The organism is Acidovorax soli, assembly GCF_014207955.1.
Classification (GTDB): Bacteria; Pseudomonadota; Gammaproteobacteria; order Burkholderiales; family Burkholderiaceae_C; genus Acidovorax; species Acidovorax soli_A.
Map to the genome: position 1 here is coordinate 26,465 of NZ_JACHLK010000009.1, position 24,790 is coordinate 51,254.

22 protein-coding genes are annotated in these 24,790 nt (G+C 67.9%); 19 read left to right on the plus strand and 3 right to left on the minus strand.

All coding sequences use genetic code 11. From position 1 onward, the window contains the following. The first annotated feature begins 18 nt into the window (after positions 1–18). The 5 genes from HNP48_RS21060 (at position 19) to HNP48_RS21080 (ending at position 4,918) form a co-directional block, all read left to right on the plus strand. Complete coding sequence (locus tag HNP48_RS21060) at positions 19–1,620, plus strand: rhodanese homology domain-containing protein (RefSeq protein ID WP_184860714.1); 1,602 nt, start codon at positions 19–21, stop codon at positions 1,618–1,620. 173 nt (positions 1,621–1,793) lie between these two features. Next, positions 1,794–2,321 (plus strand): molybdopterin-dependent oxidoreductase, encoded by a 528-nt coding sequence (locus HNP48_RS21065; RefSeq protein ID WP_184860716.1) that lies wholly within the window; start codon positions 1,794–1,796, stop codon positions 2,319–2,321. Then, positions 2,302–3,915, plus strand: a complete 1,614-nt coding sequence (locus tag HNP48_RS21070) for a GGDEF domain-containing protein (RefSeq protein ID WP_184860719.1) — start codon at positions 2,302–2,304, stop codon at positions 3,913–3,915. The genes HNP48_RS21065 and HNP48_RS21070 overlap by 20 nt, the downstream gene beginning before the upstream one ends. Positions 3,916–3,939: 24 nt before the next feature. Continuing rightward, the gene (locus HNP48_RS21075; protein ID WP_184860721.1) at positions 3,940–4,302 is read left to right on the plus strand and encodes a response regulator; all 363 of its coding nucleotides are present in this window, start codon (positions 3,940–3,942) and stop codon (positions 4,300–4,302) included. 1 nt (position 4,303) lies between these two features. Next, entirely contained in the window at positions 4,304–4,918 is a 615-nt protein-coding gene (locus HNP48_RS21080; RefSeq protein WP_184860723.1) for a chemotaxis protein CheC, read from the plus strand. Positions 4,919–4,920: 2 nt separating this feature from the next. Here the strand turns inward: HNP48_RS21080 and HNP48_RS21085 are convergent, their stop codons facing one another. Continuing rightward, complete coding sequence (locus HNP48_RS21085) at positions 4,921–5,847, minus strand: aldose 1-epimerase (RefSeq protein WP_184860725.1); 927 nt, start codon at positions 5,845–5,847, stop codon at positions 4,921–4,923. A 24-nt stretch (positions 5,848–5,871) separates the two neighbouring features. Continuing rightward, complete coding sequence (locus HNP48_RS21090; protein ID WP_184861213.1) at positions 5,872–6,801, minus strand: SMP-30/gluconolactonase/LRE family protein; 930 nt, start codon at positions 6,799–6,801, stop codon at positions 5,872–5,874. 133 nt (positions 6,802–6,934) lie between these two features. On the opposite strand from HNP48_RS21090, the gene HNP48_RS21095 reads away from it, so the two are divergent. Next, positions 6,935–7,732 carry an SDR family NAD(P)-dependent oxidoreductase gene (locus tag HNP48_RS21095; protein WP_184860727.1) on the plus strand — a complete coding sequence of 266 codons (798 nt, stop codon included), beginning with the start codon at positions 6,935–6,937 and terminating at the stop codon, positions 7,730–7,732. 177 nt (positions 7,733–7,909) lie between these two features. Here the strand turns inward: HNP48_RS21095 and HNP48_RS21100 are convergent, their stop codons facing one another. Next, positions 7,910–8,872 (minus strand): LysR substrate-binding domain-containing protein, encoded by a 963-nt coding sequence (locus HNP48_RS21100; RefSeq protein WP_184860729.1) that lies wholly within the window; start codon positions 8,870–8,872, stop codon positions 7,910–7,912. A gap of 118 nt (positions 8,873–8,990) precedes the next feature. On the opposite strand from HNP48_RS21100, the gene HNP48_RS21105 reads away from it, so the two are divergent. The 13 genes from HNP48_RS21105 to dgoD all read left to right on the plus strand — a co-directional run bounded on the left by HNP48_RS21105 (position 8,991) and on the right by dgoD (position 24,783). After that, entirely contained in the window at positions 8,991–10,445 is a 1,455-nt protein-coding gene (locus tag HNP48_RS21105; RefSeq protein ID WP_184860731.1) for an aldehyde dehydrogenase family protein, read from the plus strand. Between the two features lie 76 nt (positions 10,446–10,521). Continuing rightward, positions 10,522–11,487: an ABC transporter substrate-binding protein gene (locus HNP48_RS21110; RefSeq protein WP_184860733.1), complete on the plus strand. Its 966-nt coding sequence runs from the start codon at positions 10,522–10,524 to the stop codon at positions 11,485–11,487. Between the two features lie 158 nt (positions 11,488–11,645). After that, on the plus strand, positions 11,646–12,716 hold the full coding sequence (gene chvE / locus HNP48_RS21115; protein WP_184860735.1) for a multiple monosaccharide ABC transporter substrate-binding protein: 1,071 nt from the start codon (positions 11,646–11,648) through the stop codon (positions 12,714–12,716). Positions 12,717–12,820: 104 nt separating this feature from the next. Beyond that, positions 12,821–14,338 (plus strand): multiple monosaccharide ABC transporter ATP-binding protein, encoded by a 1,518-nt coding sequence (gene mmsA, locus HNP48_RS21120; RefSeq protein WP_184860737.1) that lies wholly within the window; start codon positions 12,821–12,823, stop codon positions 14,336–14,338. Between the two features lies 1 nt (position 14,339). Then, positions 14,340–15,569: a multiple monosaccharide ABC transporter permease gene (gene mmsB, locus HNP48_RS21125; protein ID WP_184860739.1), complete on the plus strand. Its 1,230-nt coding sequence runs from the start codon at positions 14,340–14,342 to the stop codon at positions 15,567–15,569. Positions 15,570–15,575: 6 nt separating this feature from the next. Further along, positions 15,576–17,102, plus strand: a complete 1,527-nt coding sequence (locus tag HNP48_RS21130; RefSeq protein ID WP_184860741.1) for a sugar ABC transporter ATP-binding protein — start codon at positions 15,576–15,578, stop codon at positions 17,100–17,102. Further along, positions 17,095–18,147, plus strand: coding sequence for an ABC transporter permease (locus HNP48_RS21135; RefSeq protein ID WP_184860743.1), 1,053 nt, complete (start codon positions 17,095–17,097; stop codon positions 18,145–18,147). Before HNP48_RS21130 ends, HNP48_RS21135 begins: the two co-directional genes overlap by 8 nt. Further along, positions 18,144–19,187, plus strand: a complete 1,044-nt coding sequence (yjfF, locus tag HNP48_RS21140; RefSeq protein WP_409362576.1) for a galactofuranose ABC transporter, permease protein YjfF — start codon at positions 18,144–18,146, stop codon at positions 19,185–19,187. Before HNP48_RS21135 ends, yjfF begins: the two co-directional genes overlap by 4 nt. 30 nt (positions 19,188–19,217) lie before the next feature. After that, complete coding sequence (locus HNP48_RS21145; RefSeq protein WP_184860745.1) at positions 19,218–20,951, plus strand: IlvD/Edd family dehydratase; 1,734 nt, start codon at positions 19,218–19,220, stop codon at positions 20,949–20,951. A gap of 23 nt (positions 20,952–20,974) precedes the next feature. Next, positions 20,975–21,910: a dihydrodipicolinate synthase family protein gene (locus tag HNP48_RS21150; RefSeq protein ID WP_184860747.1), complete on the plus strand. Its 936-nt coding sequence runs from the start codon at positions 20,975–20,977 to the stop codon at positions 21,908–21,910. An 8-nt stretch (positions 21,911–21,918) separates the two neighbouring features. Next, positions 21,919–22,941: a 2-dehydro-3-deoxygalactonokinase gene (locus HNP48_RS21155; protein ID WP_184860749.1), complete on the plus strand. Its 1,023-nt coding sequence runs from the start codon at positions 21,919–21,921 to the stop codon at positions 22,939–22,941. Further along, on the plus strand, positions 22,938–23,591 hold the full coding sequence (locus HNP48_RS21160) for a 2-dehydro-3-deoxy-6-phosphogalactonate aldolase (protein WP_184860751.1): 654 nt from the start codon (positions 22,938–22,940) through the stop codon (positions 23,589–23,591). Before HNP48_RS21155 ends, HNP48_RS21160 begins: the two co-directional genes overlap by 4 nt. Positions 23,592–23,634: 43 nt before the next feature. After that, positions 23,635–24,783 carry a galactonate dehydratase gene (gene dgoD, locus HNP48_RS21165; protein ID WP_184860753.1) on the plus strand — a complete coding sequence of 383 codons (1,149 nt, stop codon included), beginning with the start codon at positions 23,635–23,637 and terminating at the stop codon, positions 24,781–24,783. Positions 24,784–24,790: the final 7 nt, after the last annotated feature.

The following is a 24,790-nucleotide window of genomic DNA, read 5'->3' on the forward strand; positions in this document are numbered from 1 at the left end:
GACCGTACGATTCCACCCATGACCGCACCCGCCATTCCAGAAACCTCCGTCCTTGAGGTCCGCGAGGCCCTGCTCGCCCACGAGGAAATCGCCCTGCTCGACGTGCGCGAGGAAGACCCCTACGCCCAGGGCCACCCGCTGTTCGCCGCCAACCTGCCTGCGGGCAAGATCGAACTGGACGCCTGGACGCGCATCCCCCGCCGCGACACCTTGATCGTGGTCTACGACGACGGCGAGGGCCTGGCCGAGCCCGCAGCGCGCACCCTGCAGCGCCTGGGCTACACGCGCGTGACCTTGCTCGCACGCGGCCTGCAAGGCTGGCGCGATGCGGGGGGCGAGCTGTTCATCGACGTGAACGTGCCCAGCAAGTCCTTTGGCGAGCTGGTGGAGGCCGAGCGCCATACCCCGTCGCTCGCGGCCGAGGAAGTGCAGGCCCTGATCGATGCCAAGGCCGACGTGGTGGTGCTCGACGCGCGCCGTTACGACGAATACCACACCATGAACATTCCCACGGGCGTGAGCGTGCCCGGCGCCGAGCTGGTGCTGCGCGCCCAGGCGCTGGCGCCCAACCCGGCCACCCAGATCATCGTGAACTGCGCGGGGCGCACGCGCAGCATCATCGGCACGCAGTCGCTGGTCAACGCGGGCATCCCCAACCCCGTGGCCGCGCTGCGCAACGGCACCATCGGCTGGCTGCTGGCCGGGCAGACGCTGGAGCGCGGCGCCAGCCGCCGCTTCGACCCGGCCTTGCACATCGACCGCAGCCGGGCGCCAGAACAGGCCCGCAAGGTGGCCGACCGCGCGGGCGTGCAGCGCGCCCAGGCCGGCGATCTGGCGCGCTTTGCGGCCGAGGCCAGCCGCACCACCTATTTGCTGGACGTGCGCACGCCCGAGGAGTTCGCGGCCGGCCACCTGCCCGGCTTTCGCAACACGCCAGGCGGTCAGCTGGTGCAGGAAACCGACCACACGGCCGCCGTGCGCGGTGCGCGCCTGGTGCTGGCGGACGACGATGGCGTGCGCGCCAACATGAGTGCCTCGTGGCTGGCCCAGATGGGCTGGGAGGCCTGGGTGCTCGATGGCGCGCAGGCGTCGGACTTCAGCGAGGCCGGCGCCGTGGCCAACACCGTGCCCGAACCCGAAGGCCCCATCGCCTGGACCACGCCCGCGCAACTGGCGGCCTGGCTGCAGGAGAAGGCCCCGGGCCGTACCGCCGTGCTGGACCTGACCACCAGCGCCAACTACACCCAGCGCCACATTCCTGGCGCCTGGTTCGTGATCCGCGCGCAGCTGGCGCAGGCCGTGGCGGCCATCCCGCGCGCCGAGCGCTATGTGCTCACCTGCGGCAGCAGCCTGCTGGCGCGCTATGCGGCGCAAGACCTGGCGCGCCTCACGGGCACCGAGGTGCATGTGCTCGAAGGCGGCACCCTGGCCTGGATCGCGGCCGGCCTGCCCCTGGAGCATGGTGAGGCACGCCTGGCCTCGCCGCGCACCGACCGCTACCGCCGCCCCTACGAGGGCACGGAGAGCCCGCGCGAAGCGATGCAGGCCTACCTGGACTGGGAATTCGGGCTGGTCGAACAGCTCGGGCGCGACGGCACGCACGGCTTTCGGGTCATCTGAAGCGGGTGCCACGCGGGCCTGGCGCCCTGCCAGGCCGTCAACAATTGTCAAAACGGGTCGATTGCCCCCACAACGGCAGGCAAGTCCGGCCATTTCCACAAGGCATGCCGGCATAGTCGCTGCGTCTGCTCCTGCAACTGCCCGCAGGAGCGCGCCAGCGAGAGCCTTTGATGATGCCCAGATCCCTGGCGGGGTTGCCCAGTGCAACCTTCGCACTGTTTGCCCTGTTGAGCCTGTGGCTGCCCCGGCCCGCCCACGCCAGCCCGGTGTGCCCGCCATCCGGCGAGCGCACGGTGCTGCGGCTGCAGCTCGCGACCCAGACGGTGCTGCCCTGCGCCATGCAGGCGCTGGAGAAGCTGCCCAGCCGCGAGATCGTCACCAGCTTGCCGCAGGCCCTGGGCATGCCGGGCCAGTCCCGGTGGCGCGGCGTGTCCCTGCGCCACCTCGTGGAGCTGCTGGGTGGCAACGAACCGCAGCAGATCGAGCTGACGGCCCTGAACGACTACGCCGTTCGCATCCCCTGGAGCGATCTGGTCCAGTACGACCCCATCCTGGCCTACCGCCGCAACAACCAGCCGATCAGCATCCGCGACAAGGGCCCCCTGATCCTGATCTACCCCTTTGACCAGAACCCCCGGCTGCACCGGCAGGACTACATCAACCGCACCATCTGGCAGGTCCATGTCATCTCCGTCCGGTAAGCCCCTGCCGGCCGGGGCCGGCCGGCTGCTGCGCCACCGCAGCGGCACCTACTGGCTTCTGACCCTGGTGGTGGCCATGGTGCTGGCCACGTCCATGGCCCTGTGGTGGACGCTGCGCCAGGTGCGCTCGCTGGCGCAGCCGTTCCAGCAAAGCGAGCTCTGGCATGTGTCCAGCGTGCACAGCGAACTGGCGCGCGTGGCCCTGCTGGCGCGCAAGCTCAGGGCGCAGGAGGCGCCTGATGCCGATCTGCAGGAACGCCTGGAAGTGCTGCTGAGCACGCTCGACATGTCCGGCGCCAACCCGCGCGCCGGCGTGCGCCTGCGCCAGGCACTGCCGCAGACGGCACTCGACCTGGAGGACCTGGCCAGGCATGTCGAGCGGTGGGCCAGCCGGTTTGCATCGGCACCGGCCGAACGCACCCAGGTGGCCAATGACATCCTCCTGCACTCCGATGAACTGCTGCAGCGCATCCGCAAGGCCGTCGTGGCGGTGCACCTGTTTTCCACGCAGGAAGCCGATGGCGTCCGCCAGGAACTGCACAACCAGTTCATGCTGCTCAGCGCCGTGCTCGGAGGCCTGCTCTTGGGCACGGCCCTGCTGATCCACAGACTGCTGCACGAGGCCCGGGCTGCGCAGGCCCTGTCGCTGCAACTGGCGCAGGCCAACCGCCAGTTGGAGATGCGCGTGGCCAGCCGCACACGCGAGATCGAGGAAAGCCGCGCGCTGCTGGGCTTCATCCTGGACTCCAGCCCGAGCGATGTGGTGCTGGTGGATGTCGAAAGCGGCTTCGTGCACTTCATCAACAACCAGATGGTCGAGCGCCTGGGCCTGCAGTGGCCGCCGATCAAGCTGTTCCTGCCCGAACTGCTGCACGATCCCGGAGCCAGCCGGCAACTGATGGAGGCGCTCGACACCTACGGCCAGGTGGACGGCATGGAAGCCCTCATCGGCGCGAAGAACAATCCGCGCTGGAGCTCGCTGTCCGCGCGCCTGATCGAGGTCGATGGCAAGCTGGCCCATCTGCTCTGGGGTTTCGACATCAGCACGCACAAGCAGCTGGAAACCCAGCTGCGCGAACTGGCCACGCGCGACTCGCTGACCGGCATGCTCAACCGGCGGGCCTTCCTGGAGCGCGGCACGGCCCTCATCGACCATTGCCGCCGCCATGCCAAGCCCTGCACGGTGCTGATGATCGACATCGACCACTTCAAGCGCATCAACGACCGCCACGGGCACCAGGCCGGCGATGACTCGCTGCGTGCCTGCGCCACCGCGATCGCCGGCGCGCTGCGCGAGGCCGATATCCTGGGCCGGCTGGGGGGTGAGGAGTTCGCGGCCTTGCTGCCCCATTCGTCCGCCGAAAGTGCCTGGTCTGTGGCCGAGCGCATCCGCGAGGCCATCTCGCGGCTCGAGATCGTCTCCCTCGCCAGCGATCCCTTGAAGATCACCGTGTCCATCGGCATGGCCGAGATGGCGCACCGCGACGCCGGGATCGAGACCCTCCTGGCCTGGGCCGACCAGGCGCTGTACCGCGCCAAGGCCACCGGCCGCAACAAGGTGCTGGCCTATGACGGCGCCACCCCCACCCCATGACGCACCAGAAAGCACGCCCCTGCCATGAGCCTCCAGCTATTGATCGTTGACGACAGCCGCATGTCCCGCCTCATCCTGCAAGGCCTGGTCCTGCAGGCCTATCCCCAGTGGAGCATCCTGCATGCCAGCAGCGGCGAAGAAGCCCTGGCCATGGCCGAGCAGCACCCCGTGGACCTGGTGTCCATGGACTTCAACATGCACGGCATGAACGGCCTGGAGGCCGCCCTCGCCCTGCGCAAGCTGCGGCCCCAGCTGCCCATCGCCATCGTCACGGCCAATGTCCAGGGCGCCGTGCAGGAGCGCATCGAGGAGGCGGGCCTGGCCTTCATTGCCAAGCCCATCACGGCCGAAGCGGTAAAAAAGCTCGCCACACTGACAGGAGCATGAGATGACTGCCAAGCTTGATGCGGAACAGATAGACGCGCTCAGCGAGATCTTCAACATCGGCGTCGGCAAAGCCGCCGCAGCCATGGGCCGGCTGATGCACGACGAGGTGCTGCTCTCGGTGCCGCACGTGAGCATCTTCACGGTGAGCGAGGCGGCCCAGCAACTGGGCGCTGCCGGCAGCACCATGCACGGCATTCGCCAGCCCTTTCGCGGGGTCTTCAATGGCGATGCGCTGCTGATCTTCCCGGGTGACAAGAGCCTGGAGATCGTGCGCATCGTTGCAGGCCAGAGCGTGCCGGGCGAAGACCTGAGCGCCATCGAGCAGGACGCGATGAGCGAGCTGGGCAATGTGATGCTCAGTGCCTGCCTGGCGGCCCTGGCCGACCTGCTGGGCAACGAGTTCGAGCTGAGCCCGCCGCGCGTCGATGTGGGCGACAGCCGCACCATCCTGGGCACGCGCATCCAGAACCACCTGGTGGTGTTCCTGCACATCCGCTTCGAGCTGCTGAGCAGCCAGATCGAGGGCTTCGTGGTCTTCGTGCTCAACACCACCTCCCTCGTGGCCCTGCGCGCGGCCGTGGACCGGCTGCTGGGCCGCCCGGTGCCTGCGGACTGATCCTAGGCGCTCGGTCCGAAGCGCCACTGCACGTGCAGTGCCATCGCCTCGCCCTGCGCAAGCACCCGCAGCCCCGGCTGCCCCGGCAGGTGGAAGGCATCGATGGGCTGGGTGATGGGCTCGAAGCAGAAGGCGGGGCCCTGCGGTGGGCGGTAGATGAGGCAGAAGTGCTTTGCGGTGCCGCCATCCTGCGCAAACTCGGGCATGCGCGCCGTGAGCACCAGGCCGCGCTCGGGCCACTCGATGCGGGCAGCACCACCCCAACCGGTGTAGCCGTTGTCGATCAAGTCGCCATGCGCGGAAATGCCGGCGTTGAGGTTCCAACCCTCGGGGAACTGTGTGGTGTGCGCGGTCGGCAAGGGGTCATCGCCGCAGAGCCACACGCCTTCGACCGGCGCGCTGATGCGCGTGGCCGGGGTGCGCGGAAACCACGGGTGCACGCCGATGCCATAGGGCAGCGGCTCGGCCCCCCGGTGGCGCACCAGCACATGCTGGTCCAGCCCGCCCTGCACCAGGCGGAAGGTCTGCACCGATTCGTAGTCGTAGGGGTTACCCTGGAAGCGCTCGGAGCGCAGGCGCATTTCCAGCGTGTCGGGCGCGGTCTGGGCCAGGGTCCAGGGCTGCAGCCAGCCATCGCCATGGATGGGATAGGGCTCACCGGCCCGGTTGGGCCGCATGGGGTGGAACCGGCCCACGTGCGTGAAGCCGCCGCCGCTGATGCGGTTGGACCAGGGCACCATGGCAAAGGAGGCCATCTGGTACAGATCGGGCGTGGCACCGTCCCAGGGGCGCCAGAGATCGATCCGGCCACCGGGCTGCTGCGGGTCGTCGATCTGCCAGGCCGCCACGCTGCCGCCCAGCGAGGGGACGAGGCCCAGGTGCTGGCCAGCGTGGCGCAGCCAGGTGACGGGGTGGGTGGTATCGCTCATGTGCATGCCTTCCTGTGAAGAGGCTCAGCCGCCAAAGAGATGGGCCGGCACACCCGGGCTGTCGACCTGCACGGCAAACACGCTGCCGGCCAGCGGCTCGGCTGCGAGTTGCTCCGGCGTGAGGCCGACCCGCGCGGTGGTGATGAACAGCGTGCGCAGGTCTGCGCCGCCGAAGGCGCAGGTGGTGACCTGGCTGGCGGGCAGCACCACGCGGGCCAGTTCCTCGGCCGTCTCGGGGTCGTGGCAGCTCACGCAGTGGCCGCCCCAGTGGGCGATCCAGAGGCGACCCTGGGCATCGGTGGTCATGCCGTCAGGCAGGCCCTCCCCGGGGCCGAAACGCTTCCAGACCTGCTTGTTGGAGACCGTGCCGGCAACCGCGTCGAAGTCGTAGCGCCAGGTGACCGGCGCCAGGGTGTCGTTGAAGTACAGGCACGGCCGGCCACCCGCCATTGCCCAGGTGGGCCCGTTGGTCACCACAAAGCCTTCGTCGTGGCGCGTGCAGCGGCCATCGGGATCGTAGCGGTAGAGCGCCCCCGTGGGCAGCTTGCAGTCGAAGTCCATGCTGCCACCCCAGAAGCGCCCATGCTCGTCGCACTTGCCGTCGTTGAAGCGGTTGCCGGGCAGTTCGGCCACGGGTTGGTGCAGGTAGCGGGGTGCGCTGTCGGCGGCCGGGTCGAACAGGGCAAAGCCGCGCCGCAGCGTGATGATCAGGCCGGGCGCATCCCGGCGCTCGGCCAGGGCCGAGATCTCCTCGTCAAAGCCCCACTGTGTCTGCACGCCCGTGGCCGGGTCGAGCCGGAACAGGCGGCAGCCCAGGATGTCCAGCCAGTACAGCACCTGATCACGCACCGACCAGACAAGCCCCTCCCCCAGCTGCGCGTCGGCTTCGACCACGCAGCGCAGGGGCCCGGTGAGGGTGGGGGCGGGAAATCGCGACGCAGCGGACGCTGCCATGGGGCTCGGGTTGCTCAAAGCCTGTCTCCTGTGTGGGTTGTTTGTTGGCCTGCCTCTTGACGCCGGGCATCTTATCAACGTCAATTGATGCATGTATTAATTATTTTTGGAATTTTTTGATATACAAATTGCAATGACAACAGAATTTCAATCCCTCCCCCAGCCCGCCACGCTCGCCCGCTTCCCCAGCCTGCAGGGCCGGTCGGTCTTCGTCACCGGCGGCGGCAGCGGCATCGGCGCGGCCATCGTCACCGCCTTCGCCGAGCAGGGCGCGCGCGTGGCTTTCGTGGACGTGGCGCGCGAGGCCAGCGAAACCCTGGCCCAGCAGATCGCCGACGCCGGCCATGCCCGCCCCTGGTGGCAGGTGTGCGATGTGCGCGACATCGCCGCACTGCAGGACGCCATCGCCCGCGCAGCGGCCGCGCTGGGCGATTTCTCGGTACTGGTGAACAACGTGGCCAGCGACGACCGCCACACGCTCGAATCCGTGACCCCCGATTACTACGACGAGCGCATGGCCATCAACGAGCGGCCGGCCTTCTTCGCCATCCAGGCCGTGGTGCCCGGCATGCGCCGCCTGGGCGCGGGTTCGGTGGTCAACCTGGGCTCCACGGGCTGGCAGGGCAAGGGCGCAGGCTACCCCTGCTACGCCATCGCCAAATCCTCGGTCAACGGGCTCACGCGTGGCCTGGCGCGCACCCTGGGCCAGGACCGCATCCGCATCAACACCGTGTCGCCCGGCTGGGTGATGACCGAGCGCCAGATCAAGCTCTGGCTCGACGCCGAGGGTGAGAAGGAGCTGGCGCGCAACCAGTGCCTGCCCGACAAGCTGCGCCCGCACGACATCGCGCGCATGGTGTTGTTCCTGGCCTCCGACGATGCCGCGATGTGCACCGCCCAGGAATTCAAGGTCGACGCCGGCTGGGTGTGATTCGGACCATCCCCCTGAGTCGCTTCGCGCCTTCCCCCTTCTCTCGAACTACTGCGTAGTTCGGGAAGGGGGACACCGCCAGCGCGGCGGGACGGCCCTTGCGCGGCGGTCCTGGCCTAGGCCGAGCCAGTCCCACAGAGTGGTGGTCGGAATATGCACCAGCGCGGGGTGAAAGACCTAGTCTCCGGCTTCCAGCCGGCGCCCGTACTGCACCAGGCTGGTCTGCTTGAGCGCCTTCATCATCACCTTGGCCGCAGGCGAGAGCAGGCGGTCGGTGCGGGTGATGATGCCGAAGGCGTCCATGTGGCAGGGCACGGCCAGCGGCAGGATGGCGACCATGCCATGCGAGGCGTAGTAGTGCGCCACGTCGGCGCCCACGACGGCGATCATGTCGCTCTGCTGCAGCATGCGCGTCATGAACAGCAGGGCCGCAGTCTCCACCACGTTGACCGGCGGCGAAAGACCCTCTTGCTGGAACATCAGGTCGAAGCGGTGGCGCAGCACGCTGCCTGCGGGCGGCACGATCCAGCCCGCGGCCAGCACGTCGCGCAGGGCAAGGCCCGGCACGCTCAGCAGGGGGTGGCCTGGCCGGGTCATGGCACAGACCAGTTCCTCGCTCAGCGGCTCGTAGCGCAGGTTGGTCTTGTCGTGCTCCTCGAACAGACGGCCCACCAGGATGTCGAGCTTGCCCTGCTCCAGCCGGTCCATCAGCACCGGGCTGGTCTCGATGTCGAGCGAGATGCGCAGGCTCGGGTGCTCCTGCTTGACCATGGCCACGGCGGCGGGCAGCAGGCTCAGGCCCGGCGAGGTGATGGCGCCAATGCCCACCTGGCCGAAGTGCCCGGTCTTGAGCGCCGCCATCTCCACATGGGCCTGGTTCAGGCTGGCCAGGGCCATGCGCGCGTGGCGGATCATGGTCTCGCCATACCAGGTGGGGCGCATGCCGCGCGGCAGGCGCTCGAACAGCGAGACCTCCAGCACGTCCTCCAGGTCCTTGAGCAGCTTGGAGGCCGCGGGCTGCGTCATGCTCAGCACCTGGGCCGCGCGGTGGATGTTGCCCTCCTCGGCCAGAGCCACCAGCAGCAGCAGTTGGCGCGTCTTGAGCCGTGCGCGGATGAACCAGTGGTTGTAGGTGCTCATGGGGTTTTCCAGAATGCGTGGACGTATATCTATTTTGTCAAAAAAACTATTAGATTGATATATAAATCAATCTTAGACTTCGCCGCAGTTCTGCACCAAGGGCTCTTCCAAGGTCTCCATGAAACTCGGCGATACACAGCAACTCACCCCCCGGCACTTCATCAATGGGCGCTGGGAGATCGGTACCACCACCGGGGTGAGCACCAATCCGTCCGACACCCGTGAGGTGGTGGCCGAGTACGCCCGGGCCGACCGCAACCAGACCGAGCGCGCCATCCGTGCCGCCGCCGACGCCCTGCCCCACTGGAGCCAGAGCAGCCCCCAGCGCCGCGCCGATGTGCTCGACCTGGTCGGCAGCGAGCTGCTGGCACGCAAGGACGCTTTGGGCACCTTGCTGGCCCGCGAGGAAGGCAAGACCCTGCCCGAGGCCGTGGCCGAGGTCGCCCGTGCGGGCCAGATCTTCAAGTTCTTTGCCGGCGAGGCACTGCGCATTCCGGGGGAGCTCATGGCCTCGGTGCGCCAGGGCGTGCAGGTGGACGTGACCCGCGAGCCCGTGGGCGTGGTCGGCATCATCGCGCCCTGGAACTTCCCCTTCGCCATACCGGCCTGGAAGATCGCGCCCGCCCTGGCCTATGGCAACACCGTGGTGTTCAAGCCGGCCGAACTGGTGGCCGCCTGCGGCTGGGCCCTGGCCGAGATCATCAGCCGCTGCGGCCTTCCGGCCGGCGTGTTCAACCTGCTCATGGGCAGCGGCCGCGAGGTCGGCCAGACCCTGGTGGAGCATCCGCTGGTCAACGCCATCAGCTTAACGGGATCGGTCGATACCGGCGACCGCATCCTCAAGTCGGCCACGGCACGGCGCGCCAAGGTGCAGCTGGAGATGGGCGGCAAGAACCCGCTGGTGGTGCTGGCCGACGCCGACATGGACCAGGCCATCGACTGCGCTCTGCAGGGTGCCTACTTCTCCACCGGCCAGCGCTGCACGGCATCGAGCCGGCTGATCGTGGAATCGCGCGTGCACGATGCCTTCGTGGAGCGGCTGCGCCAGCGGCTCACGGCCCTCAAGGTCGGCCATGCGCTGGAGCGCGGCACCGAGATGGGCCCGGTGGCCGACGCCGGCCAGCTGGAGCAGAACCTCGCCCATCTGGAAGTCGCCCGCAGCGAGGGCGCCCAGCATGTCTGGGGCGGCGAGCGCCTGGCGCGCGCCACGCCCGGCCACTACATGGCGCCGGCACTGTTCCTGGCGCGGCCCGAGCACCGCATCGCGCGCGAGGAGATCTTCGGCCCCGTGGCCTGCGTGCTGCGCGCCGACGACTATGAGCATGCGCTGGCCCTGGCCAACGACACGCCCTACGGCCTGTGCGCCGGCATCTGCACCACCTCGCTCAAGCACGCCATGCATTTCAAGCGCAACGCCGTGGTCGGCATGACCATGGTCAACCTGCCCACGGCGGGCGTGGACTTCCACGTGCCCTTTGGCGGGCGCAAAGACTCAAGCCACGGCCCACGCGAGCAAGGCCGCTACGCCGCCGAGTTCTACACCACCGTCAAGACCGGCTACATGCTGGCCTGACGCCCCCGGTTTCTTTCCCGCAGTGCATTTCTTTCTTCCACAACAGCGTCAACAACCGACAGACAGGAGACAAATGATGAAACTGAACCGCCGGACCCTCGTCACCGCCCTCGCCTGCGCCCCCGCGGCCGGGCTGCTCCCGGGCGCCGCCTGGGCGCAGAAACCCATCGTGCTGGGCTTCAGCCAGGTGGGCGCCGAGAGCGAGTGGCGCACGGCCAACACCGAATCGATCAAGTCCGCCGCCAAGGAGGCGGGCATCGAGCTCAAGTTCTCCGACGCGCAGCAGAAGCAGGAGAACCAGATCAAGGCCATCCGCTCCTTCATCGCCCAGAAGGTCGACGTGATCGCCTTCTCGCCCGTGGTCGAGTCGGGCTGGGAGAACGTGCTGCGCGAAGCCAAGGCCGCCAAGATCCCCGTGGTGCTGACCGACCGCTCGGTCAACGTCAAGGACCAGTCGCTGTACGTGACCTTCATGGGCTCGGACTTCGTGGAAGAAGGCCGCAAGGCCGGCCGCTGGCTGGTCGACAAGATGAAGGACCAGAAGGGCGACATCAACATCGTCGAGCTGCAGGGCACCGTGGGCTCGGCCCCGGCCATCGACCGCAAGAAGGGCTTCGAGGAGATCATCAAGGCCGATGCCAAGTTCAAGATCCTGCGCTCGCAGACCGGCGACTTCACCCGCGCCAAGGGCAAGGAGGTGATGGAAGCCTTCCTCAAGGCCGAGGGCAAGAAGATCAACGTGCTCTACGCGCACAACGACGACATGGCCATCGGCGCGATCCAGGCCATTGAAGAGGCCGGCATGAAACCCGCCAAGGACATCACCATCATCTCCATCGACGCGGTCAAGGGCGCCTTCGAGGCCATGATCGCCGGCAAGCTCAATGTGAGCGTGGAATGCAGCCCCCTGCTGGGCCCGCAGCTGATGGCGGCCGTCAAGGACATCAAGGCCGGCAAGGCGGTGCAAAAGCGCATCGTGACCGAGGAAGGCATCTTCCCGATGGAAGTGGCCGCCGCCGAGTTCCCGAAACGCAAATATTGATGCCCCCTGAGTCGCTGCGCGCCTTCCCCCTCAGGGGGACGCCGCCCGCGCGGCGGGGCGGCCCTTGCGCGGCGGCACTGGCCTGGGCCGCGCCCGTTTCACAGGCAACAGACATGGCACAGGCCAACACCAAAAACACAAAACTTGGAGACAGAAAGATGAAGCGAGCAATTTTCAAGGCCGTTCTGGCCACCGCGACCCTGGCTGCCATCGGCGCGGCCCCGCTGGCCCAGGCGCAGGACAAGGGCCTGATCGGCATCTCCATGCCCACCAAGTCCTCGTCGCGCTGGATCGCCGACGGCGACAACATGGTCAAGGTGCTCAAGGAGCGCGGCTACCGCACCGACCTGCAGTACGCCGAAGACGACATCCCCAACCAGCTCGCCCAGATCGAGAACATGGTCACCAAGGGCGCCAAGGTGCTGGTGATCGCCTCCATCGACGGCACCACGCTGTCGCGCGTGCTGCAGAGCGCGGCCGACAAGGGCGTCAAGGTCATCGCCTATGACCGGCTGATCAAGGGCTCGAAGAACGTGGACTACTACGCCACCTTCGACAACTTCCAGGTGGGCGTGCTGCAGGCCAACTCCATCGTGGACAAGCTGGGCCTGAAGCAGGGCAAGGGCCCGTTCAACATCGAGCTGTTCGGTGGCTCGCCCGACGACAACAACGCCTTTTTCTTCTACAACGGCGCCATGAGCGTGCTCAAGCCCTACCTCGACAGCGGCAAGCTGGTGGTGCGCAGCAAGCAGGTGGGCATGAACAAGGTAGGCACGCTGCGCTGGGACGGCGCGGTGGCCCAGGCGCGCATGGACAACCTGCTCTCGGCCTACTACGGCAAGGACAAGGTGCATGCCGTGCTCTCGCCCTACGACGGCTTGTCCATCGGCATCCTGTCCTCGCTCAAGGGCGTGGGCTACTGCACGGCGCAGCAGCCCTGCCCCGTGGTGAGCGGGCAGGACGCCGAGATCCCCTCGGTCAAGTCCATCCTCAAGGGCGAGCAGTTCTCCACCGTGTTCAAGGACACGCGCGAGCTGGCCAAGGTGGCCGCCGGCATGGTGGACGCCACGCTCTCGGGCAAACAGCCCGAGGTCAACGACACCAAGACCTACAACAATGGCGAGAAGGTCGTCCCCTCCTACCTGCTCAAGCCGGTGTCGGTCGATGCCGGCAACTGGAATGCGGTGCTGGTCGGCAGCGGTTACTACAAGGAATCGCAGGTGAAGTAAGCCAGGCCTGGCCCCGGGGAGGCAGCGCATCTCCCCGGTGCCAGGGCAGCGTGAGACAACAGAGGACGGACGCCCCGGCGGCGCCTCCTGTACGGGCCCAGTCCATGATTCTTGAAATGCGGAACATCCGCAAGACCTTTCCCGGCGTGGTCGCACTCAACCAGGTGAACCTGAACGTGCGCGCCGGCGAGATCCACGCCATCGTCGGCGAGAACGGCGCAGGCAAGTCCACGCTGATGAAGGTGCTCTCGGGCGTGTACCCGCACGGCAGCTACAGCGGCGATATCGTCTTCGAAGGCCAGGAGCGCCAGTTCGGCGGCATCCGCGACAGCGAGCACCTGGGCGTGATCATCATCCACCAGGAGCTGGCGCTGGTGCCCCTGCTCTCCATCGCCGAGAACATCTTCCTCGGCAATGAAACCGCGCGCCACGGCGTGATCGACTGGATGGAGGCGCACAGCAAGGCCCAGGCCCTGCTCAGAAAGGTGGGCCTCAAGGAATCGCCCGAGACCCTGGTCACCCACCTGGGCGTGGGCAAGCAGCAACTGGTGGAGATCGCCAAAGCGCTATCGCGCCAGGTGCGCCTCTTGATCCTGGACGAACCCACGGCCAGCCTCAACGAGAACGACAGCCAGGCCCTGCTGGACCTGCTGCTGGAGCTGAAAAAGCAAGGCATCACCTGCATCCTGATCTCGCACAAGCTCAACGAAATCTCGCGCGTGGCCGATGCCATCACCGTGCTGCGCGATGGCAGCACGGTCGAGTCGCTGGACTGCCGCACCGGCCTGGTCAGCGAAGACCGTGTGATCAAAGCCATGGTGGGCCGCGAAATGGCCGACCGCTACCCGCCGCGCCAGCCCGAGATCGGCGACACCGTGTTCGAGGTGCGCAACTGGCGCGCCCACCACCCGCAGCACAGCGAGCGCGAGGTGCTCAAGGGCATCGATCTCACGGTGCGCCGCGGCGAGATCGTGGGCATCGCCGGTCTCATGGGCGCAGGCCGCACGGAGCTGGCCATGAGCCTCTTCGGCCGCTCCTGGGGCCAGCGCATCAGCGGGCAGGTGCTGCTGCACGGCCGGGAGATCGACGTCAGCACGGTGGAAAAGGCCGTGCGCCACGGCCTGGCCTATGTGACCGAGGACCGCAAAGGCAACGGCCTCGTGCTCAATGAAGACATCCAGTTCAACGTCTCGCTGGCCAACCTCGCCGGCATCTCCACCGCCACGGTGATGGACCCGGGCCGTGAGCACCAGGTCGCGCAGGGCTACCGGCGCCAGCTGCGCATCCGCTGCTCGGGTGTGGACCAGAAGACCGTGAACCTCTCGGGCGGCAACCAGCAGAAGGTGGTGCTGGGCAAATGGCTGTTCACCAACCCCGAGGTGCTCATCCTCGACGAGCCCACGCGCGGCATCGATGTGGGCGCCAAGTACGAGATCTACACCCTGATCGCCCAGATGGCGGCCGAGGGCAAATGCGTGATCGTGATCTCCTCGGAGATGCCCGAACTGCTGGGCATCACGGACCGCATCTACGTGATGAACGAAGGCCGCTTCGTGGCCGAAATGCCTACGGCCGACGCTTCTCAAGAAAAGATCATGCGCGCCATCGTGAAAGCCAGTTGACATGACCCCAATGACTCCCACCCCCACCGCCACGCTCGCCAGCGCCCCTGCCGAAGCGCCAGCCGGCCAAGACAAGCCGCTGCTCGAGCACCTCAAGCACAATTTCCGCGAATACGGCATGTTCATCACGCTGATCGCCATCATGGGCTTCTTCCAGTTCATGACGGACGGCACGCTGCTGCAGCCGCTCAACCTCACCAACCTGCTGCTGCAGAACAGCTACATCGTCATCATGGCGCTGGGCATGCTGCTGGTGATCGTGGCCGGGCACATCGACCTGTCGGTGGGCTCGGTCTGCGGCTTCATCGGCGCGCTGGCTGCGGTGCTGATGGTGGAGTACCGCTGGCACTTCCTGCCAGCCTCGCTGGTGTGCCTGCTGTGCGGCGGCCTCATCGGGGCGCTGCAGGGCTGGTTCGTGGCGTTCTCGCGCATTCCGTCCTTCATCGTCACGCTGGCGGGCATGCTGGTCTTCAAGGGCCTGGCGCTGGCGTTGCTGGCGGGGCAGTCGGTGGGTCCGTTCCCGCCAGAATTCCAGATGCTGAGCTCGGGCTTCATCCCCGACCTGTTCAGCGTGGAAGGCCTCAAGCTCACCTCGCTGCTGCTGGGCGTGGCCGTGGCCGTCGCGCTGGCCGTGGCCGGTGTGCGGGCCCGCGCCAACCGCCTCAGGCATGGCGTGCAGGCCGAGCCGCTGGCCTTCTTCGCGGCACGCACGGCCGTTTTTGCGGCGCTGCTGGTCTATTTCTCGTACCTGCTGGCCTCGTACAAGGGTCTGCCCAATGTGCTGGTGGTCATGGCCCTGCTGATCGTGCTGTTCGACTTCGTGACGAGCCGCACCACCATCGGCCGGCGCATCTACGCCATGGGCGGCAACGAGAAGGCGGCCAAGCTCTCGGGCATCAAGACCGAGCGCCTGTCGTTCTATGCCTTCATCAACATGGGCGTGCTGGCGGCTCTTGCCGGCCTGGTCTTCGCCGCGCGGCTGAACACGGCCACGCCCAAGGCAGGCCTCGGGTTCGAGCTCGACGTGATCGCCGCCTGCTTCATCGGCGGGGCATCGGCCTCGGGCGGCGTGGGCAAGGTCATGGGCGCGGTGATCGGCGCCTTCGTGATGGGCGTGATGAACAACGGCATGTCCATCCTGGGCATCGGCATCGACTACCAGCAGGTCATCAAGGGCGTGGTGCTGCTCGCCGCCGTGCTGGTGGATGTCTACAACAAGAACAAAGGCTGAAAGCCCATGAATGCCCCCACCCGCGCGCCCGTGCTGCAGCTTACGGGCATCCACAAGCAGTTTGCCGGCATCCCGGTGCTGCGCGACGTGCAGCTGAACCTGTATCCGGGCGAGATCCATGCCCTCATGGGGCAGAACGGCGCGGGCAAGTCCACGCTGATCAAGGTGCTCACCGGCGTGCTGCCGGCCAGCAGCGGCCAGATGCGGCTGGCCGGTCAGGCCGTGTGGCCCGATTCGCCGCTGGCCGCCCAGCGCCTGGGCATCAGCACCGTGTACCAGGAGGTCAACCTCTGCCCCAACCTGTCGGTGGCCGAGAACATCTTTGCCGGACGCTACCCGCGCTGCGGCATTGCCCAGGGTTTTCGCATCGACTGGGCCACGCTGCACCAGCGCGCGCGCGAACTGGTGGCGCGCATCGGCCTGTCCATCGACGTCACGCGCCTGCTCTCGGACTACCCGGTGGCCGTGCAGCAGTTGGTGGCCATCGCGCGGGCGCTGAGCATCGAGGCCAAGGTGCTGATCCTGGACGAGCCCACCTCCAGCCTGGACGATGACGAGGTGCAAAAGCTCTTCGAGGTGCTGCGCCGCCTGCGCGGCGAGGGCCTGGCCATCGTCTTCGTGACCCACTTCCTGAACCAGGTGTATGCCGTGTCCGACCGCATCACCGTGCTGCGCAACGGTGCCTGGGTGGGTGAATGGGCCGCGGCCGACCTGCCGGCGCAGGCGCTGATCAATGCCATGCTGGGGCGCGAGCTGGCCGCCCAGTCCACCGAGACGCCCGTGGCGCCCGATTTCGACGATGCCGCCCCCGCCCTGCTGCAGGCCGAGGGCCTGGGCCAGAGCGGCCAGCTGCAGCCCCTGGACCTCCAGGTGCGGGCCGGCGAGGTGGTGGGCCTGGCGGGCCTGCTGGGCTCGGGCCGCACCGAGCTGGCGCGCCTGCTCTTCGGTCTGCAGGCACCTGACAAGGGCGTGCTGCGCATCGATGGCCGCACGGTGAGCTTCGCCAACCCCATGGACGCCATCCGCGAAGGCCTGGCCTTGTGCCCCGAGGAGCGCAAGACCGACGGCATCGTGGCCGAGCTCTCGGTGCGCGAAAACATCGCCCTGGCGCTGCAGGCGCGCATGGGCATGGGGCGCTTCCTGTCGCGCGCCGAGCAGGCGGCCATCGCCGAGCGCTACGTGCAGCTCCTGGGCATCAAGACTGCGAGCGTGGACACGCCCATCGGCCTGCTCTCGGGCGGCAACCAGCAAAAGGCCATCCTGGCGCGCTGGATGGCGACCGAGCCGCGCCTCTTGATCCTGGACGAACCCACGCGCGGCATCGACGTGGCCGCCAAGCAGGAAATCATGGAGCAGATCCTGCGCCTGGCCCAGGCCGGCATGGCCGTGGTCTTCATCTCCTCCGAAATGAGCGAGGTGGTGCGCGTGGCGCACCGCATCGTGGTGCTGCGCGATCGCCGCAAGGTCGGCGAACTGCCCGCCGGCAGCAGCGAAGACGCCGTGTACGAACTGATTGCCGCCGAACATGCCTGAAGCCACCTCCCCCTCCCTGTTCGCCGCCGCGCTGCGCCACCGGCTCACCTGGCCGCTGGTCACGCTGGCCCTGCTGCTGGCTGTGAACACGGCCTTCAACGCCAGCTTTTTGCACATCGAGTGGCGCGACGGCCACCTCTACGGCAGCCTGATCGACATCCTCAACCGCGCGGCACCGCTGGCCCTGGTCTCGCTGGGCATGACCCTGGTGATCGCCACGCGCGGCATCGACATCTCGGTGGGTGCCGTGGTCGCCATTGCGGCGGCCGTGGGCGCCTGGATGATCGGCGGCGCGGTCTCGGGCACCGAGAGCCGCTTTCCGATGCCGCTGGCCATCCTGGGCGCCATCGCTGTGGCCCTGGTGTGCGGGCTGTGGAACGGCCTGCTGGTCGCCAAGGTGGGCATGCAACCCATCATCGCCACACTGATCCTCATGGTGGCGGGCCGCGGCATCGCCCAGCTCATCACCGACGGCCAGATCATCACCATCTACTACACGCCCTTCTTCTTCCTGGGCGGGGGCTACCTGCTGGGCCTGCCGTTCTCGCTGTTCGTGCTGGCCGCCGTGTTTGCCGGGCTGTACCTGGCAGTCACGCGCACGGCACTGGGCCTGTTCATCCAGGCGGTGGGCATCAACCCCACGGCAGCGCGCGTGGCCGGCGTGCAGTCGCGCCGGCTGGTGGTTGCAGCCTACACCTTCTGCGGCGCCTGCGCCGGCATCGCGGGCCTGCTCATCAGCTCCAACGTGAAGAGCGCCGATGCCAACAACGCGGGCCAGATGCTGGAGCTCGACGCCATCCTGGCCGTCACGCTGGGCGGCACGGCACTGACCGGCGGGCGCTTCAGCCTGGTGGGCAGCGTGATCGGCGCGCTCATCATCCAGACGCTGACCTACGCCATCTATTCCATGGGCGTGCCGCCCGAGATCAACCTGGTGGTCAAGGCCGTGGTGGTGTTCATCGTGATGCTGCTGCAATCGCCCGAGTTCCGCGCCCAGGTCGGCGCGCTGGTGCGCCGTCCCACAGCCGGGAGAGCCCTGTCATGAGCCAAGGACACAGCCCGGCCCTGGGTGCCGCCCCACCCACCACCCTGCCCGCCCAACGCCCTGCCCCCACCCGCATGCGCCTGAACCCCAAGTACCTGCCCTTGGTCGCCACCATCGCGCTGTTCCTGGCCATGGCCACGGCCGGCTCGGTGCTCTACACCGGCTTCTTCTCGGCCCAGGTCTTCCTCAACCTGTTGATCGACAACGCCTTTTTGATCATCGTCGCGGTGGGCATGACCTTCGTGATCCTCTCGGGCGGCATCGACCTGTCGGTGGGCTCGGTCGTGGCGCTGACAACCATGGTGCTGGCCAGCCTGGTCGAGCACCACCACTGGAGCCCGCTCACCGCCATCCCGCTGGTGCTGCTCATGGGCACGGTGTTCGGGGCCTTCATGGGCTTTCTGATCGAGCGCTTCCGGCTGCAGCCCTTCATCGTGACGCTGGCGGGCATGTTCCTCGCGCGCGGTCTGTGCTATCTCATCAGCATCGACTCGATCAGCATGGCCGACGAGGCCTATTCCGAGATGGCGCAGTGGCGCCTGGAACTGTGGGAGGGCGCTTCGCTTTCGCTGGGCGCATTGATCGCCATCGCCGTGCTGCTGCTGGCGATCTTCGTCGCGCACTGCACGCCCTTCGGCCGCAACGTGTATGCCGTGGGCGGCAATGAGCATTCCGCCGTGCTCATGGGCCTGCCCGTGCGCGCGACGGTGATCGGCGTGTACACGCTCTCGGGCCTGTGCTCGGCGCTGGCCGGCGTGGTGTTCACCTTCTACATGCTCTCGGGCTATGGCCTGCACGCAACGGGCATGGAGCTCGATGCCATCGCCGCCGTGGTCATCGGCGGCACCTTGCTCACGGGCGGCGTCGGCTATGTGGCCGGCACGCTGTTCGGCGTGCTGATGCTCGGAATCATCCAGACCCTGATCTCCTTCGACGGCACGCTCAGCTCATGGTGGACGCGCATCGTCGTCGGCGTGCTGCTCTTCGTCTTCTGCCTGCTGCAGCGCCTGCTCACGCACCGCAGCGGCAAGCCTTCCTGAACCACTGCATCACCTCTCTCTCACAAAAGCATGACATCCTCCCCGCGCAAGCTCCGCTCCGCCGCATGGTTCGGCACCGCCGACAAGAACGGCTTCATGTACCGCAGCTGGATGAAGAACCAGGGCATCCCGGACCACGAGTTCGATGGCCGCCCCATCATCGGCATCTGCAACACCTGGTCCGAGCTCACGCCCTGCAATGCCCACTTCCGCAAGATCGCCGAGCACGTCAAGCGCGGTATCTACGAGGCGGGCGGCTTTCCGGTCGAGTTCCCGGTGTTCTCCAACGGCGAATCCAACCTGCGCCCCACGGCCATGCTCACGCGCAACCTGGCCAGCATGGACGTGGAGGAGGCCATCCGCGGCAACCCCATCGACGCGGTGGTGCTGCTGGTCGGCTGCGACAAGACCACGCCCGCCCTGCTGATGGGTGCGGCCAGCTGCGATGTGCCGGCCATCGTGGTCACGGGCGGGCCCATGCTCAACGGCAAGCTCGACGGCAAGGACATCGGTTCGGGCACGGCCGTGTGGCGCCTGCACGAATCGCTCAAGGCGGGCGAGATCAACGAGCACCAGTTCTTCGCGGCCGAAGCCGGCATGTCGCGCTCGGCCGGCACCTGCAACACCATGGGCACGGCCAGCACCATGGCCTGCATGGCCGAGTCGCTGGGCACCTCGCTGCCGCACAACGCCGCCATTCCGGCGGTGGATGCGCGCCGCTACGTGCTGGCCCACATGTCGGGCCGGCGCATCGTGGAGATGGCGCACGAAGGGCTCACGTTATCGAAGATCCTCACGCGCGAGGCCTTCGAGAACGCCATCCGCACGAACGCGGCCATCGGCGGATCGACCAACGCGGTGATCCACCTGAAGGCCATCGCCGGGCGCATCGGTGTGCCACTGGACCTGGAAGACTGGACGCGCATCGGCCGCGGCACGCCCACGCTGGTGGACCTGCAGCCCTCGGGCCGCTTCCTGATGGAGGAGTTCTACTACGCGGGTGGCCTGCCGGCCGTGCTGCGCCGCCTGGGCGAGAACGGGCTGCTGCCCCATCCCAACGCCCTCACCGTCAACGGCAAGACGCTGTGGGACAACGTGCGCGAGGCCCCGCAGTACAACGACGAGGTGATCCGCCCGATCGAAAACCCGCTGATCGCCGATGGCGGCATCTGCATCCTGCGCGGCAACCTGTCGCCGCGTGGCGCGGTGCTCAAGCCCTCGGCGGCCTCGCCCGAGTTGCTCAAGCACCGCGGCCGCGCCGTGGTATTCGAGAACCTGGAGCACTACAAGGAACGCATCGTCGACGAAGACCTGGACATCGACGCCAGCTGCGTGATGGTGATGAAGAACTGTGGCCCCAAGGGCTACCCCGGCATGGCCGAGGTGGGCAACATGGGGCTGCCGCCCAAGCTGCTGCGCCAGGGCGTGAAGGACATGGTGCGCATTTCCGACGCGCGCATGAGCGGCACGGCCTACGGCACCGTGGTGCTGCACGTGGCGCCCGAGGCCGCCGCGGGCGGCCCGCTGGCCGCTGTGCGCGACGGCGACTACATCGAGCTCGACTGCGAACAGGGCCGCCTGCACCTCGATATCAGCGACGAAGAACTGGCCGCGCGCCTGGCCGCCCTGGCAGGCACCGACAACGGTGGTCGCGGCGGCTACCAGCGCCTGTATGTGGACCATGTGCTGCAGGCTGACGATGGCTGCGACTTCGACTTCCTGGTGGGCTGCCGCGGTGCCGCCGTGCCGCGCCACTCGCACTGATCGACACCCCTCACTGCAACGACATGCCAATCACCACCTCTTCCTCCCCCCGCTACCGCGGCATCTTCCCCGTGGTGCCCACCACCTTCCATGAAGACGGCACGCTGGACATCGAAAGCCAGAAGCGCTGCCTCGACTTCATGATCGACGCCGGCGTGGACGGCCTGTGCATCCTGGCCAATTTCTCCGAGCAGTTTTCCCTGTCCGACGCCGAGCGCGAGACGCTGACCCGTGTCTCGCTCGAACACGTGGCCGGCCGCGTACCCGTGATCGTGACCACCACCCACTACGGCACGCGCGTGTGCGCCGAGCGCAGCCGCGCCGCGCAAGACATGGGCGCGGCCATGGTGATGGTGATGCCGCCCTACCATGGCGCCACCTTCCGCGTGCCCGAGGCGCAGATCCACGAGTTCTATGCCCGCGTCTCGGATGCAATCGGCATTCCCATCATGGTGCAGGATGCTCCGGCCAGCGGTACCGTGCTGTCGGCCCCGTTCCTGGCGCGCATGGCGCAGGAGATCGAGCACCTGGCCTACTTCAAGATCGAGGTGCCGGGCGCGGCCAGCAAGCTGCGCGAGCTGATCCGCCTGGGCGGCGCGGCCATCGAAGGGCCCTGGGATGGCGAGGAAGCCATCACCCTGCTGGCCGACCTCGATGCCGGCGCCACCGGGGCCATGACGGGCGGGGGCTTTCCCGACGGCATCCGCCCCATCATCGAGGCGCACCGCCAGGGCGATGCGGACCAGGCCTTCGCGCTGTACCAGCGCTGGCTGCCGCTCATCAACCACGAAAACCGCCAGGGCGGCATCCTCACCGCCAAGGCGCTCATGAAGGAAGGCGGCGTGATCGCCTGTGAGGCCGGGCGCCACCCCTTCCCGGCCATGCACCCCGAAGTGCGGCGGGGATTGATCGACATCGCACGCCGGCTCGATCCGCTGGTGCTGCGCTGGGCAAAGTGAACGCCGCCATGGAACAGGAAACCCAAGCCCCCGAGACTGACACCGCCCTGATCGGCCTGGATTGGGGCACCAGCTCGTTGCGCGCCTTCCGCTTCGATGCCACCGGCCAGGTGCAGCAGATGCGCCACCGGCCCTGGGGCATCATGAACCTGCCGCCCGCAGCGGACGGCCAGCCCCACACCACTCACGCTGCCGCCTTCGAGCATGCCTTCGACGATGTCTGCGGCGACTGGCTGCAGGCCGAGCCGGGTGTACCCGTGCTGGCCTGCGGCATGGTGGGCAGTGCCCAGGGCTGGCGTGAGGCCGTTTATCTGGAATCGCCGGCCTCGCTGGACCACCTGGCCCAGGGCCTCACGCTGGTGCAGCATGCTGCCGGACACCAGGTACACATCGTGCCCGGCCTGATCCAGCGCGGCGACCTGCCCAATGTGATGCGCGGCGAGGAGACCCAGGTGCTGGGCGTGATGGCCGGCCCGGACCGGCCCGACCAGGCGCCGGTGCTGATCGGCCTGCCCGGCACGCACAGCAAATGGGTGCTGGCGCGCAAACGCTCCATCGCGCAGTTCCACACCTTCATGACGGGCGAGGTATTCGCAACCCTGCGCGGCCACACCATCCTGGGCCGCACCATGCAAGCGGCAGACACGACCGACGATGCCGCGTTCGCACGCGGCCTGCAGGTGGCGCGCTCGGCAGATGCCCCGCTGGGCCTGCTCTCGCACATCTTCAGCACGCGCACCCTGGGACTCACCGGCGCGCTACCCGGCTCGGCCCAGGCCGACTACCTCTCGGGCCTGCTTATCGGCCACGAGGTGGCTGCGCTCGCTGCCCAGCCAAACCAGGGAGCTACACGCGTCGTGCTCTGTGGCGAGCCCGACCTGTGCCGGCGCTACGCCCTGGCGCTGGCAGCCTATGGGCTGCCAGCGCCCGAAATCGCCGAGAACGCCACCGCGCGCGGGCTCTGGCAGATCGCCACCGCCGCCGGCCTGGCCACCCCTTCAGACACCCGCAGCACGGAGGCTGCACGATGACCCTTCCCTCTTCTTCTGAACTTCTGGCCAGCGCCATGCGCCACTACGGCCTGGTCGCCATCCTGCGCGGCGTGCAGCCCGGCGAGGTGATCGCCATCGGCCAGGCGCTGTACGACGCGGGCTTTCGGGTCATCGAGGTGCCGCTCAACTCGCCCGAGCCACTGGCCAGCATCCGCGCGCTGCGCGACGCCCTGCCCGCCGATGCGCTGATCGGCGCCGGCACGGTGATCCGCCCCGAGGACTGCGCCGCCGTGGCCGCGGCCGGCGGGCAGATCGTGGTCATGCCGCACAGCGATGCGGCGGTGATCCGCGCCGCCAAGGCGGCCGGCATGGCCTGCGCGCCGGGCGTGGCCACGCTGACCGAGGCCTATGCCGCACTGGCAGCCGGGGCCGATGTGCTCAAGCTCTTTCCGGCCGAAGCACTGGCGCCGGCCGTGCTCAAGGCCTGGCGGGCCGTGCTGCGCCCTCCCGTGGCGCTGCTGCCCGTGGGCGGCATCACGCCCGGCAGCATCGCGGCCTATGCCCAGGCCGGGGCCAGCGGCTTTGGCCTGGGATCGGCCCTGTACAAGCCCGGCGACAGTGCGGTCGACGTGGCGCGCCATGCCGCCGATTTCATGCAGGCCTGGCGCGCCGCCTACCCTGCCCCCTGACCGATTTGATTGCCCTCTCTCCTTTTTTCGACGAGCCGCCCCCATGAAGATCACCCGATTGACCACATTCATCGTGCCACCGCGCTGGTGCTTTCTGAAGATCGAGACCGACGAGGGCATCGTCGGCTGGGGCGAACCCGTGCTCGAAGGCCGCGCCCACACGGTGGCCGCGGCCATCGAGGAGCTGGGCGACTACCTGATCGGCAAGGACCCGCGCCACATCGAGGACCATTGGACGGTGCTGTACCGCGGCGGCTTCTACCGAGGCGGCGGCATCCACATGAGCGCGCTGGCCGGCATCGACCAGGCGCTGTGGGACATCAAGGGCAAGGCGCTGGGTGTGCCTGTTTCCGAATTGCTGGGCGGCTGTGTGCGCGACCGCATCAAGGTCTACAGCTGGATCGGTGGTGACCGGCCCAGTGAAACCGCCGCAGCCGCCAAGGCGGCTGTGGAGCGCGGCTTTTCCGCCGTGAAGATGAACGGCACCGAGGAACTGCAGTACGTGGACAGCTTCGACAAGGTGGAGCGCTGTCTGAACAACGTGGCCGCCGTGCGCGAGGCCGTGGGGCCCAACGTGGGCATTGGCGTGGACTTCCACGGCCGGGTGCACAAGCCCATGGCCAAGGTGCTGTTCAAGGAACTCGAGCCCTACCGGCTGATGTTCATCGAGGAGCCGGTGCTCAGCGAGCACTACGAGGCCCTGAAGGAGCTGGCGCACCTGTCGTCCACCCCCATCGCGCTGGGCGAGCGGCTGTACTCGCGCTGGGACTTCAAGCGCGTGCTGTCCGAAGGCTATGTGGACATCATCCAGCCCGACCCATCCCACTCCGGCGGCATCACCGAAACGCGCAAGATCGCCGCCATGGCCGAGGCCTACGACGTGGCCCTGGCCCTGCACTGCCCGCTGGGGCCGATCGCGCTGGCGGCCAACCTGCAGCTCGACGGCGTCTGCTACAACGCCTTCATCCAGGAGCAGAGCCTGGGCATCCACTACAACGCCAGCAACGACCTGCTGGACTACGTGTCCAACGGCGAGGTGTTCGCGTACCAGGACGGCATGGTCGCCATCCCCCAGGGGCCGGGCCTGGGCATCGAAGTCAACGAAGCCTATGTGCGCGAGCGTGCCGCCGAGGGCCACCGCTGGCGCAACCCGGTCTGGCGCCACAAGGACGGGAGCTTCGCCGAGTGGTGAAACCCCG